The sequence below is a fragment of the Vibrio sp. 9-16B-A1 genome, from assembly GCF_056726165.1.
In genome coordinates, this window is record NZ_JBSDZD010000002.1 from 97,914 (window position 1) to 112,520 (window position 14,607).

Consider the following 14,607-nt stretch of genomic DNA (forward strand, 5'->3'; position numbering starts at 1 on the left):
TTGACAAGTATTCAAACCCTTACTGACATCAGCAACTTATTTACCACGCGCGGGTTGGCCCGGTATCAATATGAACAAAGTCACTGCCCGGGTAATAACCAACCCCACCGGCTTTCAGCGATATCGCTGCTCTGCGCACATCCGCCAGTTTGACCCCATCAATACGCAGGTCAATGGCCTGGCCCAGCATGTGATAGCTTTTCTTTGCCACCCCGGAAGATTTGCCCCGCAGCATTTCATTGGTTGCCGGAGAGCGGTAGCCGGAAATGATCTGCACTTCGTTTTCTGTACCAAGTACAGACTGAATGGCGCATATCTTATCCAGCAGCAGACGGTCCATGGTATGTACTTCATTACGGCGGAAATCACGCAGGATATGGTCAATTCTTGCCAGTTCTTTGCTGATATAACGGGAACCGTCAAAGTAACGGGTTTCCAGGGTTTCACCAGTGTGGAGGTTGCTCAGTAGCAAAATGCGGGGCTTTTGCGCCAGGGTTGCCAGAGCCTGGCCTGGGAACAGTGCACTGGCCGCTGCGCCGGTGGCGGCCAGCTGAAGAAAATGCCTGCGTGTAAGTTGCGAATTCACCATAGTCTGTCGTACTTCTTGTCCGGGTCTGCGTTTACTCGTGCATTTTTGAATGCAAAAACGGGACCCTACCGACAAAAAAGCGACCGGTCAATCCGCAATAAGCGGCAAACCAAGGTGATTTAACAGATTAACTATTGAGCAGAAAGCAAATTATTCAGATCGACAATTTTCGTCATTTTTGCGTCAAAATTTGAACTCTTACTCAAATGATCATAACGGTAGATATCGGGGCGGAAATGTATTTCCCCCCCTTCGAGCCATACCGTCTGGTAAATGATGTGCACCGGGATGCGGTTCTTCAGGGTGATCGCCAGTGTATCTTCCGTCGTCAGGCTGGCTTCATCAACCGGTTGCGCCGCTGAACGCTCCAGTAACAGTTTTGCCAGTATTTCGGCGTCCTGAACCCGGATACAGCCGGAGCTGAATGCCCGCCGCTCACGGGTAAACAGTTTTTTGGCCGGAGTATCGTGTAAAAAGATCGCACTTTTGTTTGGGGTATTGAACTTATACAGACCAAGTGCGTTATAAGGGCCGGACTGCTGACGCATCCGGTACGGGAAACTGGCCGGAGTCATCGCGGTCCAGTCAAGCTCTTCCGCCTTTATTACTTCTTTGCTGCGCCAGTTATCTACGATCTCATAGTGATGCTCACTCAGGTACTCCTGGCTGTTGAAAGCTTTGGGCAAAATATCGTTAACCATGATCTTATGCGGTACATTCCAGCTAGGATTAAGGATCACCGAATCCATCCGGGTATCAATCAACGGTGTCTTACGCGATGGTCTTCCGACAATCACTTTTGAGGCGAACTCGGTCTCCCCTTCGTTCCAGTACCACAACTGATACTGGGGAACATTCACCAGCACCAGGCGATCACGCTGCACCGGCCAAATCCGCATACGCTGGGCATTGAGCGCAATCAGACGCATGCGCTCTTCTACCGGACGGTTAAGCCAGTAAATGGTATTGGGACCAATCACGCCATCTGCTTTCAAACCATGACGACGCTGAAACTCAGTTACCGCTTTCTGGGTATATTTATCGTACCAGCCGTTGGATGAATTGATGGAAGAGGTATCAATGCCAACCAGCTGAAGCTTAAGTACCAGTTCCGGCTTATGAGTGAGTTTATCCCCTCTTTTTACAAGCGTACGGCTTTGGCGGTACTTGGCCATAAACACATTCACGTAGTCACTGAGCGCCTCTGCCGCTGCCATGTGCGCCGCATAGCCCGGGATTTCAGTATCGAGCTGAGCAATAAATCCAGGCAGGGTATCACTGTCTACGGCAAATCCCAGCCGTGACAGCGACTCTGCGTGCGGAGGTGGCAGATACTGCGGCAGGCGTCCGCCAAAGAACCAGCCTTTACCATATTCTGCTGCCTGGTCTGCATAACTCATGTAGCTGAGCAGGGTGTCAGTCGCCAGAATGTCGTATTCCTGCCAGCGATTCTGATAACGCGCCTCTTTCAGCTCCAGCAAACGCTGATAGAACAGATCCCCGACATCCGCCAGTACAACAAACTCCAGCCGGTGTTCAAAAGCCTTTATCGCATCATACTGATACCACACAGGCTGAAACTGGTTATGGGCATAAATCTCAGCCACCTGTTCATGATTGGCAAGAACCGTATCGGCCGGAATATGGCCCGATACCCAAAACAGAGCCTGATGCTTGTTGTAAGCAAATCCAAAAGAAGAAAAGCACAGCAATACCGTTACTAACAGATACCGGACTCTCATCGCTGCACTCCTTGCGTGGATATATAAGAAAGGAACCGTCCGCCAGATTGACAGCAGACTTTAATAGTATGGCAAAAAATCCACTAACTTTTTGATGATTCCCTGACAAAAACAGTAATCAATAGTTATGACAATGAAATGGCGCAGGAAATAGCAGGACATACCAGATGACCGCCAGCTTGCTCCTTACATCCCGGTCGCTATCTAAGCCCGAACATCCGCCTGACGCAGGAGTCTATGCCGGAAAACTGCTGCAGAAAAAACGTCAAAAACCCCGGTTTTGACGTCTGTTCCCCCGGGCAGAAGTGTGACCACAACCACAAAATCCGCACCATCGGTTCATAGTCAACATTTTGCGCGCCAAATCACACCCCGATCCTGATCACGCTTTTGCGGATTTTTACCCGTTTCTGAGTTGATATGCCTCGCAGTTTTTTCGTCAAAATCAATATTCCTGTTTTAACGGAGTTTGTATCCGCTTGTTTTTATAGACTTTTGAACGCAATCGAAAATCCGGGTTTTGAGCAGGATCACATTCCGGCTTGTTTAATTTCGCGCTTAAAAATAACTAACGATATGTTGAAGCGGTCGATGAGATTTTTTGAAGGTATGTAAGATGTTTAAGCGCAACTTTGTCACTGTTTCACTGCTTGCTGGCCTGGCGGGCTGTTCTTCTCAGCTCACCTCTGAGCAGCAGATTGTTGACCAGATTGCTGATAACCTAGATATGCACTATACGGTTCTGACCAACCATGGTGCCAATGACGGTCTGGCCTGTCAGGCACTCGAAGCCGAATGGGCTTCGTGTAACAAAGTCAACCTGACCATGACTAACCAGGGCGATGCCATTACTTCCAAAGACTGGGCAATCTACTTTCACAGTATTCGCCTGATCCTGGATGTGAACAGCGACCAGTTCAAAGTCACCCGGGTTACCGGTGATTTGCATAAACTGGAGCCAACTGAAAAGTTTGACGGCTTTGATGCAGGTGAAGTGGTTGAACTGCCGCTGATCGGCGAGTACTGGCAGCTGTTTGAGACCGACTTTATGCTGGGCGCCTTTGTCGCTTCACCCGGCAGCGAACCTAAACTGATTGCTTCGCTTAACACCGAAGACGTCAGCTCATTTGTATCCGGTCTTGAGGGTGACAACCTGAAACGTACCCCGGGTGACAACAATGTGTTCGCGACTGCGCTTAGCCGTTATGAGAAAAACGCAGATCTGGCCCCTGCCGATGTTTCCACTGCCCTTCTGCCTACCCCGCTTGAAGTAACCGCAGGTGAAGGCAGGGTCAGCATTGAGCAGGGTCTGGCTCTGCCTGCCGATCTGTTTGATACAGAGCAGCTCGCTGCATTAAACCAGCGTGCCGATCTTATTGGCATTGACCTCAGTGGCGTGCTGCCTGTCAGCATCGCGATTGTTCCCGCTGAGTTCGGTACCGATCTGGCCAAATCCGGTGCCTACCAGCTTTCGGTAGCTGAGTCCGGCATCACCATCCGTGCTTTCGATACAGCCGGTGCCTTCTACGCCATGCAGTCTGTCTTTGGCCTGACAGACAGCATGAACGCAGAATCACTGCCTGTTGTCACCATTAAGGATGCTCCGCGCTTTGACTACCGCGGCGTAATGGTGGACGTGGCACGTAACTTCCACTCCAAATCCGCGATTCTGGCCACCCTTGACCAGATGGCGGCTTACAAAATGAACAAGCTCCACCTGCACCTGACTGACGATGAGGGCTGGCGACTGGAAATTCCTGGCCTGCCTGAACTGACCGACGTAGGTTCAAACCGCTGTTTTGACCTGGAAGAGCAGAGCTGCCTTCTGCCTCAGCTGGGCTCGGGCCCAACCAGCGATAACTTCGGCTCGGGTTACTTCAGCAAAGCCGACTACGTTGAGGTCCTTCGCTACGCAAAAGCGCGCCATATCGAGGTGATCCCTGAAATCGATATGCCGGCACACGCCCGCTCTGCAGTCGTTTCGATGGAAGCCCGCTACCAGCGCCTGCTCAAAGAAGGGAATGAAGCGGCAGCCAGCGAATACCGCCTGATGGACCCGCAGGACACCTCCAACGTGACCACAGTGCAGTTCTACGACAAGCACAGCTTTATCAACCCATGTATGGAATCCTCCACCCGCTTTGTGGACAAGGTGATTTCAGAAGTGGCGGCCATGCACAATGAAGCCGGCATGCCACTATCCACCTGGCATTTCGGCGGTGACGAAGCGAAAAACATTAAACTGGGTGCTGGTTTCCAGGATGTAAACGCACAAGAGAAAGTGAGCTGGAAAGGTGACCTTGACCTGTCAAAACAGGATAAGCCATTTGCCAAATCCCCTCAGTGCCAGACACTGATCGATAACGGCACCGTGAGCGACTTTGGTCATCTGCCAAGCTACTTTGCTGAGCAGGTTTCGAAAATCGTTGCTGATAAAGGCATCCCGTCTTTCCAGGCGTGGCAGGATGGCCTGAAGTACAGCGAAGGCGGCCCGGCAGCGTTTGCCACTGAAAATACCCGGGTTAACTTCTGGGATACGCTTTACTGGGGCGGCACCGCTTCTGTGTATGAGTGGGCGAAAAAAGGTTACGACGTGATTGTTTCCAACCCGGATTACGTCTACATGGATATGCCTTATGAAGCCGACCCGAAAGAGCGCGGCTATTACTGGGCAACCCGCGCGACAGACACCCGTAAGATGTTCAGCTTTGCGCCGGAAAACATGCCACAAAATGCCGAGACCTCACTCGACCGTGACGGCAACGGCTTTACCGGTAAAGGCGAAGTGGAAGGCAAACCTTTCTACGGCCTGTCTGCCCAGCTTTGGTCTGAAACCGTACGTAATGACGAGCAGTATGAGTACATGGTCTTCCCGCGTGTACTGGCCGCAGCAGAGCGCGCCTGGCACCGCGCTGAATGGGAAAACGACTACAAAGCGGGAACTGAATACTCACAGCAGACCAGCCTGGTCGACAAACAGGCTCTGAGCCGTGACTGGAACCGCTTTGCCAACCTGCTCGGTCAGCGTGAACTGGCAAAACTGGAAAAAGCAGGCATCGATTACCGTCTGCCGGTACCGGGCGCGGCGATCAACGACGGCAAACTGGCGATGAACGTTCAGTTCCCGGGTGTGGCGCTGCAATACTCACTGGACGGTGAAAACTGGCTCAGCTACAGCGATGACAACCGCCCTTCGGTTGAAGGTACGGTCTGGATCCGCTCTGTATCGGCCAGCGGTGAGAAAGCCAGCCGGGTGACTCAGGTTAACTAACCCCTCAGGTGCAATCCCGTCACAACCGGCGGGATTAGCTTAAAAAAAAGCGCCTTCAGTTGAAGGCGCTTTTCTTATGTTCGTCCTGGCAGTAACCGGTTAAATATCCAGCTGATGCTTACCGTGAGATACCTTGGCTTTCAGATAGCCTTCATTGCCGTCTTTGATGTGCGCAGCAGTGTGCACTACCTCGGTAATCTCAATACCCAGCTCAGTCAGCTCATTAATCTTTTTCGGGTTATTGGTGATAAGGCGAATTTTTGTCACACCCAACGCCTTCAGCATCTGTGAAGCTTCGGTAAAATCACGCAGATCATCGCCAAAACCCAGGTGGTTATTGGCTTCGTAGGTGTTCATCCCTTCGCTTTGCAGACGGTAAGCATCGATCTTATTGTACAGACCGATACCACGTCCTTCCTGACGAAGGTAAAGAATGATGCCGCCGTGCTGGCCCATCTTTTCGATGGTTTCATCCAGCTGCTCACCGCAGTCACAGCGCGAAGAGTGAAAAACGTCTCCGGTCAGACACTCAGAGTGCATGCGTACCAGGGGTACGGTCTGATTTTTATCCGCCTGTTTGAAGATTACCGCAACGTGTTCTTTGTCCGACTGCAGGCCGCTGAACGACAGAATTTCTGCATCAATATTGCTTTTGGACCCGACTTTTAAACCTACTCTGGCACGTACTTCTGCCATATCGCTTCCCACTCTTACTTTCTGTAACCGCAGATCATGCGACCTGCCGCTTTTGATGACTTCTGATTATCCGCTTATATTGGGCCGCTGAACAGCAAAATCAAGTTATTGCTTATAAAACATCAGATGAAGTGATGTGTTGGAACAGGGCCTGGGCGGAAAATGATAGTAGCAGTGACGTTATAATATAACAACACTGTAATTGGTAAGGTCAAAACGCAAAAAGCCCGGAGAAACCGGGCCGAAACGGGAGATAACGGAAAGGATTAGCGGCTGTTTTTCTTCTGCCAGATCACCAGTTGCACCCACATCTGCTCCAGCTCAGTAAGCTCTTCCTGAGTCAGCAATGCAATTGTATCGTCCACGCTGGCACTCTGGCCCGTGGTCGCAATTCTGGCGTGAAAATCTTTTTTAAGTTGTGATATGACCGGTTCCACTGCTTATCACCGTTATCCGTTCTGCTGATAATTTAGTCTGACTGCTGTTTTTAGTATTATTTTCAAACAGATCTTATCATTATTGATCGTCAGCACCCGGTTTGGAACAACAAAACTGAACCGCGATCACATTTTTAAACTGAAAATTTGAGCTAATTCTAAAAGTTCATTTCTTCTGGTCGATAACCTCTCCCTTATGTCCCGCTTCTCCTTGCCGTGCCTTTAAGCTTCATCGTCACATACAGGCTCAGCATAACAAAAATAATCAGCGGCAATATCCAGAGCAGCGCCGACTGAGGACTCATCTCCGGCCGGTACAAAACAAACTCTCCATAGCGGCTCACCAGCTCTGATTTGATCTCGTCATCACTTTTGCCCTGATTAACCTGCTGATAAACCTTCAAACGCAGGTCCATAGCCACCGGTGAATTAGACTCAAGCAGGTTCTGGTTCTGACACTGAGGACAACGTAACTCTCTTGAAAGGCCCAATGCACGTGCTTCAAGCGCAGGCGAACTGAACTCAAAGCGGGCAAGTTGTTCAGCGACCTGTCTGTCAGGTGCGACAAACAGGTCACCAGCCATACCGAAACCACTTATCAGGCACATGGCCAGAAACAACGCAATTCTCCGGCTCATTGGTTCATCTCCTCGATAAGGGGCATAAACTTCTGCTGCCATACTTCAGGCGTCAGCTCACCCAAAAAGCGCTGCCGTATCACTCCTTTGCTGTCCACCAGCAGGGTTTCCGGCGTTCCGACCACCCCCAGTTCATATCCAAGCTTCGTCTCTTTATCAAACAACGTCCTGATATAAGGGTTGCCGTTCCGCTCAAGATATTGAGCTGCAGAGAAAATATCATCCCGGTAATTCACTCCCAGGATCGCTATATCCAGCCCCGCCAGCTGAGTCAGGTAATCATGTTCAGCAAAACAGATCCCACACCAGGAAGCCCAGACATTGACAAGCGTCCAGTTATGCTCAGAAAACAGCCGCTGATCAATCATCATCTCAGGAGCAGTCAGCTCCGGCAGGCTGAACTCCGGAAATGGCTGACCGACCAGTGCCTGATTGGTCTTATCCTCCGGCTGATAAAGCGCGCTGAACAGAACCAGTACGCCTCCCCCAAGCACCAGGCACAGCAGCAGTAGCTTAACCATCCTGCGCATAGTCACTCCTCCGCCGTTCACTGAAACGAATAACGATACCCGCCACTGGCGCAAAGGACATCAGCAGTGCACCCAGCCAGATCCAGCCGGTCATCGCCCGAAACTGGATCCGTACCGCCCAGGTTTGTGGCGCCAACTTGTCGCCCAGAGTCAGATAGAAATCCCCTGACCAGCCAGAGCGGATCGCGACCTCGCTCATCACTACTTCCCGGGACATATAGTGACGCTTTTCTGCCGTTAACAGAATGTCCGGCTTGTTTTCATTGACCAGTGCGAGTCTGACTCTCTCTGCGGTGTAGTTTGGCGCGATGTAGTATTCGCTCCCCTGCCAGATCAGCTGATGCCCGGCAAAACTGCCCTGATGCTCTGGCGATATGATCAGGCTTTTCTCATACGAAAGTGCACTGTTGCCGTACGCCCCAAGGCAGGCGACAACAAAACCAGCATGAGCCAGGAACCGGATGCCGGCTCCCTTCGGTGAATGCCGGAGCATCTTCAGCTGACACAATAGTGTCACGGCAGCGAGAGCCATCATCAGGCTGTCAGCCAATGAAAGATTCAGCAGCGCGCCTGCCGGAATACCTGCCAGTGCCGCGAGCGAGACCACTTTAGACCATGACCTGACATGAAATCTCCGGACAGAAAAGTCCGTGTAGTGCAGCATACTCAGCAGCCCAAGTGCCGCAGCACTGAGGGGGGAAATAAGTTGATTGAAATAAGGTGCGCCGACAGAAATTGAGCCAAAGCCAAACAGATTAAGCAGCATCGGATAGAAGGTCCCCAGCCCGGTGATAAAAGCCGCCAGTACGGCAAGGCCAGCCGCCACCAGCAGGTACACAGCCGGAGACCAAAGGCCGTTCAGGGGGCGTTCATCGATTTCATCACTGCGCCATACCAGCAGGCCTGAGGCACTGAACAGCAGCAGGCTCAAAATACCCAGTAAAAGCAGTCCTTTGGTCGGATCGAGCGCAAAAGCATGCACTGAGGTCAAAATACCAGAGCGGATCAGAAATGTACCCAGAATACTCAGACAAAAAGTGCCAATCGCCAGGCTGTAACTCCAGAGCTTGAGCTGCGATAATCGCTCACTGACGACAAGGGTATGGATCAGTGCCAGTGAACTCAGCCAGGGCAGCAGGGAGGCATTTTCAACCGGGTCCCAGAACCACCAGCCTCCCCAGCCCAGCTCCTTGTATGCCCACCAGGAACCGATAACAATGCCCAGCGTCAGCCAGGCCCATGCCCAAAGATTCCAGCGGCGGCAAAGTGCAAACCAGTTTTGCGGAATTTCAGGCATCAGCAGTGCTGCAAACGCCAGTGCAAAGATGGCGGCAAAACCCACGTAACCGAAATAGAGCATAGGCGGATGGATGACCAGGCCGATGTCCTGGAGCATAGGATTTAAGTCATGCCCGTCTGCAGGCACCATAGTCACGGTGTCAAATGGATTGGATGCAAACAGGATAAAAACGGCAAATACCAGCGTCATTGCCTGCATGACCAGCAAAAAACGATAACCATATCCGGCACTCAGACGGCGGGCGCTCTGATACACCCATACCGCCCACCCATTAATGGTCACCAGCCAGAACAGCAATGAACCTTCATGCCCGCCCCATACCGCAGCAATACGGAAAAACAGCGGCAGGTTCGAGTTTGAGTGATTCACCACATACTGCAGCGAAAAGTCGTGGACAACAAAGGCGAGCCCGAGCACTCCGATAGCAACCAGACTCGCCAGAAAGCCGAGGCCGGAAAAAAACGGGACAAAGCTCACCGCTTTGCACCGCTGCGGCCTGACCATATAACCGATAGTCAGCGATATCCCCATCAGGGAAGATACCGCGACCATCACCACAGCAAATACTCCAATGCTGGCTAACATAACTTCCTTTTCTTAATCCGTCAGGATCACACCAGCGTCATCTGACCGGCATACAGAATAAACGTCCTCAGCATCAGCACGCCGATAAGACTCATACAGGTTACCAGCAATATGTACGCAGGACTGTGACGCACCGCTGCCGGTGAAACGGCATTAAGCACCAGAGGAGACAACATGCCAAACAGCACCACGCCCCACCAGAACCAGCTTGCCCAAAACGTACCGGTCAGGGCATTCCATGCTGAGGCTTCTGCCTGGCCGCCGGTTAAGATAAGGCCGGAGAAAAACGCCACCAAAACAAACAGCTCAAACAACACAACAGGGCGCTCAAATCCGTGTACCCAGCTGACACTGGCACTTTTTGGAGACTCTTTGAAACCCAGGATGCCAAACAGCAGACACGAAGCAGCGCCGGATGACAGGCTGGAGAACAGGAAGAGTATCGGCAGCACCGGATTGTTCAGCATCGGATAGGTTTTCAGTGCAGACAACAGAAAACCTGTGTACGCGGCCAGGATCACCGCCATCACACCAAGGCTTATTTCTATTGCATTTTCAAAGCGTTTAAACGCTTTAAGCCAGCCGTCGATAAATGCCAGTTTTCCATCAAGGAAACGGACAATCACCGGGTGAAAGATGATCCCTATCCAGACAAACAACACTATCAGATAGAGCTGAAACAGGATCACACCCATCGACATGATAGAAGTCGGGTTATAGAAAATCATGATCTTCCAAAATGACAAAGGTTTGGTCAGGTGGAAAATCAGGATAAGCAGGCCTGCAACAATGCCAAACGGAGCAATCCATGCGGTAGCCTTAATGATTCCATTATCAGCCGGGTCTCCCTCAATCACTTTTCGTTTCAGATAAATGGCGATCATCACCGCACCGGCAGACATCCCGGCCAGGAAGAGATAAATCGCAATGATCCAGTCCCACACTAAGGAGTCAAACTGGAACGCAGCTTGCCAGGTACTCATGACTTCACCTCCCCTTTCTCATGCGGCACTTTGTACAGTTTTGGTTTGGTACCAAGGTGGACTTTATCCCGGTAGACGGTATGGCTGTTTATCACCTCATTGACTTTACTTGATGGGTCATTAAGGTCACCAAATGTCAGTGCTTTCGTCGGACAAGACTCAACACAGGCAGGCAGTTTGCCCTGCGCCAGGTTGGTATCCCGGCAGAAATTACACTTATCCGCTGACTTGTTCTCAGGATGGAAGAAGCGCACCTGATAAGGACAGGCTGCCAGACAATAGCCACAGCCCACACACTTCTCTTTATGGACATCAACAATGCCGGTCTCTTCATCTTTATAGGCCGCGCCCGTCGGGCAGACGTACACACAGGGCGGGTTGTCACAATGCTGACAGGAAATCCGATCGAATTTGTAATCCACATCCGGAAATTCACCCTGCGGTTCACTTCGGGTAATGGTCAGGCGGGATACGCCTTCGGGAACATTATTCACTTCCCGGCAAGCATCCATACAGGCGGTACAACCTATACATTTGGTTTCGTCGTAGACCATGCCATACTTTTTCATTTCCTGCTGCGCCGCCTCAGCAAATGAACGGGAACTGACCATCACTGTGCCGGCCAGGCCAGATGTAACAATCAGGGCACCGGCACCGGTCAGAAAGTTTCTTCTGGAGCAACTCATACTATTGTTCCTCCTGCTTTGCTTTCAGATCCGTAATATCGGAATGACAGTCGACACACATTTTGATCCTGGCTTTGCGCTGTTTCTCCAGCACACCTTTCTCCTTACCATGAACTACATGGCAATTCGAACAGGTCAGATTCTGTGCGTGCACATCGTGTGTCCAGCTGTCATCGCGCAACTCCTGTGGCTGGTGACAATCGGTACACATAGCATTGGCAGAGAGGATTTGAGAATGGCTGTAAAGAGATTTACCGCTGCCTGGCTCAGATTGTGCTGAGAAATACTTAATCACCACAGGAGCGCCTTCACGATGGTCAGGCCCTATGCTGTTATGACATTCCGTACAATTAACTTCACGGCCCAGAATGACTTGCGCATCCTCCCCGTGAGAACCGAACAATGTTTGCTTCGCATCCTTATGACATTGGGTACATTTATAGTCGGGATCACGAATCAGCGACACCTCGTGCCGCGCTGTGTCTGCTTCTGCACCAGAGTCAGAGGCATCTGCAGCAACATTGATTGAAAATCCACAGGCACAAAGCAAAAGCAGCAGCCTGAGCATTGTGGCTATGGTCAATTTAATATTGCCCATGTTTATCCTTTCCTTTTAACCAAAAATGGCAAATAACCGACCTCAGAACTATTAATAACAATCCTGACTGAGAGTAATTCTTATTTTGGATAAGCCACAACGCCTACCAGTCAAGTATATTATTTAACCAGCAAAGCTTCTCATGTTTGTTGCTGAACAGTGAGCGGGCTCACCTTTCTTTTTCAAAACTAACATCCTGTTTTAGCAGCAATATTTACCTACCCCTTTAGGGGTATATAGGAGGTAATGTGGCATGGATCACCCACAGGAATTGATCTGAAACAATGTTTAATAATTGTGCAAATCAAAGCGCTTTTTTTATGTCTAGAATTACTCTTGTTCTCCAATTTTTATTTTGGCTGCCAGCCTCACAACGCCTGGTCATAACAAAACAAATATGGAGAAATCACTGTGAACAAACACTGGATACGTCATTCAGTTGTCGCCATGATTTTAGGCACCACCTGCTTTTTAAGTGGCGCCAGCCTGGCTGCATCTGAAAACAAGCAACTGGTTGACCCGCGTAACGACGCTTATCAGGAAAATCATCCCGATCAGTATGAATCGTGGAAAGCAACGGAAGAGAGCAAAAAGCTCGAGGATGGTCTGGCTGAAGATCCTAACATGGTCATCATGTGGGCAGGTTACGGCTTTGCCAAAGATTACAATAAGGCCAGAGGACACTTCTACGCTGTCGATGATGTGCGCAATACCCTGCGTACCGGCGGCCCAACCGATGAAAATTCCGGCCCTATGCCTATGGCCTGCTGGAGCTGTAAGAGCCCGGATGTCGCCCGCGTGATTGATGAACGTGGTGAAGACGGTTACTTCAGTGGCAAGTGGGCACGCCTCGGACACGAAATTGTCAACCCTATCGGCTGCGCTGACTGTCACGACACCCGCAGCGAGAAGTTCAAAAACGGCGAGCCGGAGCTGAAACTGACCCGTCCTTATGTTGAGCGGGCATTCAAAGCGATCGGTAAAGACTTTGATCAGCAATCCCGTCTCGACCAGCAGGCATCTGTCTGTGCTCAGTGTCACGTTGAGTACTACTTCACCGGCCCAACCAAGGCCGTGAAATTCCCGTGGGATATGGGCACCACCGTCGACGACATGGAACGGTACTTCGACGCACTGAACTTCAAAGACTGGACGCATAAAGTCTCCAAAGCACCGATGCTGAAAGCCCAGCACCCGGGTTATGAAACCTGGCGTGATGGTATTCATGGCAAGAACGGCGTCGTCTGTGTCGACTGCCACATGCCGAAAGTGAAGAAAGAAGACGGCACCGTGTATACCGACCACAAAGTCGGGAATCCGTTTGACCGCTTTGAAGATACCTGTGCCAACTGTCATACCCAGTCCAAAGAGATGCTGCAGGGCGTGGTTTCCTCACGCAAAGCTCAGGTGCTAAACATGAAGCTGACCGCAGAGAAACAGATCGTGGCCGCTCACTTTGAAGCGGGCGCTGCGTGGAAAGCCGGTGCAACCGAAGCCGAAATGGCCGATATTCTTCAGGATATCCGACATGCACAGTGGCGCTGGGATTACGCCATCGCTTCTCACGGTGTTCACATGCACGCACCTGAAGTCGCACTGGAAATTCTGGGTACTGCGGTGGACCGCGCTGCAGAAGCACGTACCAAACTGGTTCGCCTGCTGGCGACCAAAGGGATCACAGACCCTGTCGCTATTCCGGACATCTCGACCAAGGCCGCAGCCCAAAAAGCCCTGGGGATGCCAATGGACAAGATGAATGCTGAGAAGAAACACTTCCTGGACACTGTTGTTCCGGAGTGGAACAAAAAAGGCGATGAACGGGAAAGCAAATACTGATTTACCGTGTGCAATTATCTGCCTGCAATAAACCAAAAAGCCAGCAAATCGCTGGCTTTTTTATGAGTTCTGACTTAATTGTCGAGAAATGCCTGACTCAGGATGCGGAACACCTCCTGACTTGGCTGCCAGCCCTTTTCAAGCGGTTCAAATCCCTTATCGAACTCTGCGAACTCTTCATCATCCAGATGATAAGCTTCACTTTCCTCAAATGCCCAGTGACGGCCTTCCAGTGCTTCCGGCCTGAGAGCATTGACAAGCAGAGCACACGGATAACGCCCCTCAAATACACTGACCTGATACTCCTTACAACTGCGAAAACCGCTGCCACAATAGTTATTCGGATCACCCCATATCACGATAGCCGGATACCCAAGCTGCACCGCCTGCTCCGTTGCGTGGCGGACAAGCGCTTTGCCAATCCCGCGGCGCTGACAATCCGGACGAACACTGAGCGGTCCAAAGGTCAGGGTATCCAGCCGGTTACCCTTCTCATCCACCAGCCAGGATTTGGTGAACATGATATTGCCCACTACCTCATCATCCCTGACTGCGACCAGATTAAGCTCTGGTACAAAGTCCGGATGCTGGCGAAGCTTATGCGCCAGAAAGTGCTCATTACAACCCGGTTCATGCTGGTTCCAGAACGCCAGCCTGGTCAGTTCCTCGGTGCTTCGCTGCTCGCCAGGTTGTTCGTTTCGGATCGTAATAGGCAT

Annotated in this window: 13 protein-coding genes; 2 read left to right on the forward strand and 11 right to left on the reverse strand. The window is 51.1% G+C overall.

The window, feature by feature from the left end; translation table 11 throughout:
• Positions 1–40 precede the first annotated feature (40 nt).
• On the reverse strand, positions 41–589 hold the full coding sequence (gene mepK, locus ACVB80_RS04130) for a peptidoglycan L,D-endopeptidase MepK (protein ID WP_481080008.1): 549 nt from the start codon (positions 587–589) through the stop codon (positions 41–43).
• 131 nt (positions 590–720) lie between these two features.
• Positions 721–2,331 carry a L,D-transpeptidase family protein gene (locus ACVB80_RS04135; protein WP_481080009.1) on the reverse strand — a complete coding sequence of 537 codons (1,611 nt, stop codon included), beginning with the start codon at positions 2,329–2,331 and terminating at the stop codon, positions 721–723.
• A gap of 616 nt (positions 2,332–2,947) precedes the next feature.
• Between ACVB80_RS04135 and ACVB80_RS04140 the strand changes: the two genes are divergently transcribed.
• Entirely contained in the window at positions 2,948–5,602 is a 2,655-nt protein-coding gene (locus ACVB80_RS04140) for a beta-N-acetylhexosaminidase (protein ID WP_481080010.1), read from the forward strand.
• Positions 5,603–5,701: 99 nt separating this feature from the next.
• Here ACVB80_RS04140 and ACVB80_RS04145 read toward each other — a convergent pair whose 3' ends face one another.
• The 8 genes from ACVB80_RS04145 to nrfB form a co-directional block, all read right to left on the reverse strand.
• Positions 5,702–6,298 (reverse strand): GTP cyclohydrolase II, encoded by a 597-nt coding sequence (locus ACVB80_RS04145; protein WP_481080011.1) that lies wholly within the window; start codon positions 6,296–6,298, stop codon positions 5,702–5,704.
• 266 nt (positions 6,299–6,564) lie between these two features.
• A complete protein-coding gene (locus ACVB80_RS04150; RefSeq protein ID WP_481080012.1) occupies positions 6,565–6,735 on the reverse strand; it encodes a hypothetical protein in 171 nt (56 codons plus the stop codon).
• Between the two features lie 194 nt (positions 6,736–6,929).
• Complete coding sequence (locus ACVB80_RS04155) at positions 6,930–7,373, reverse strand: cytochrome c-type biogenesis protein (protein WP_481080013.1); 444 nt, start codon at positions 7,371–7,373, stop codon at positions 6,930–6,932.
• Positions 7,370–7,903, reverse strand: a complete 534-nt coding sequence (locus tag ACVB80_RS04160; RefSeq protein WP_481080014.1) for a DsbE family thiol:disulfide interchange protein — start codon at positions 7,901–7,903, stop codon at positions 7,370–7,372. The genes ACVB80_RS04155 and ACVB80_RS04160 overlap by 4 nt, the downstream gene beginning before the upstream one ends.
• Positions 7,887–9,788: a heme lyase CcmF/NrfE family subunit gene (locus tag ACVB80_RS04165; RefSeq protein WP_481080015.1), complete on the reverse strand. Its 1,902-nt coding sequence runs from the start codon at positions 9,786–9,788 to the stop codon at positions 7,887–7,889. Before ACVB80_RS04165 ends, ACVB80_RS04160 begins: the two co-directional genes overlap by 17 nt.
• A gap of 26 nt (positions 9,789–9,814) precedes the next feature.
• Positions 9,815–10,771 (reverse strand): cytochrome c nitrite reductase subunit NrfD, encoded by a 957-nt coding sequence (gene nrfD / locus ACVB80_RS04170; protein ID WP_481080016.1) that lies wholly within the window; start codon positions 10,769–10,771, stop codon positions 9,815–9,817.
• Entirely contained in the window at positions 10,768–11,457 is a 690-nt protein-coding gene (gene nrfC, locus ACVB80_RS04175; protein ID WP_481080017.1) for a cytochrome c nitrite reductase Fe-S protein, read from the reverse strand. The genes nrfD and nrfC overlap by 4 nt, the downstream gene beginning before the upstream one ends.
• Before the next feature lies 1 nt (position 11,458).
• Positions 11,459–12,055, reverse strand: coding sequence for a cytochrome c nitrite reductase pentaheme subunit (gene nrfB / locus ACVB80_RS04180; RefSeq protein ID WP_481080018.1), 597 nt, complete (start codon positions 12,053–12,055; stop codon positions 11,459–11,461).
• 411 nt (positions 12,056–12,466) lie between these two features.
• Here nrfB and nrfA point away from each other — a divergent pair, with 411 nt between their 5' ends.
• Entirely contained in the window at positions 12,467–13,891 is a 1,425-nt protein-coding gene (gene nrfA, locus ACVB80_RS04185) for an ammonia-forming nitrite reductase cytochrome c552 subunit (protein ID WP_481080019.1), read from the forward strand.
• Positions 13,892–13,965: 74 nt separating this feature from the next.
• On the opposite strand, the gene ACVB80_RS04190 is transcribed toward nrfA, so the two are convergent.
• Positions 13,966–14,607, reverse strand: a complete 642-nt coding sequence (locus ACVB80_RS04190) for a GNAT family N-acetyltransferase (protein ID WP_481080020.1) — start codon at positions 14,605–14,607, stop codon at positions 13,966–13,968.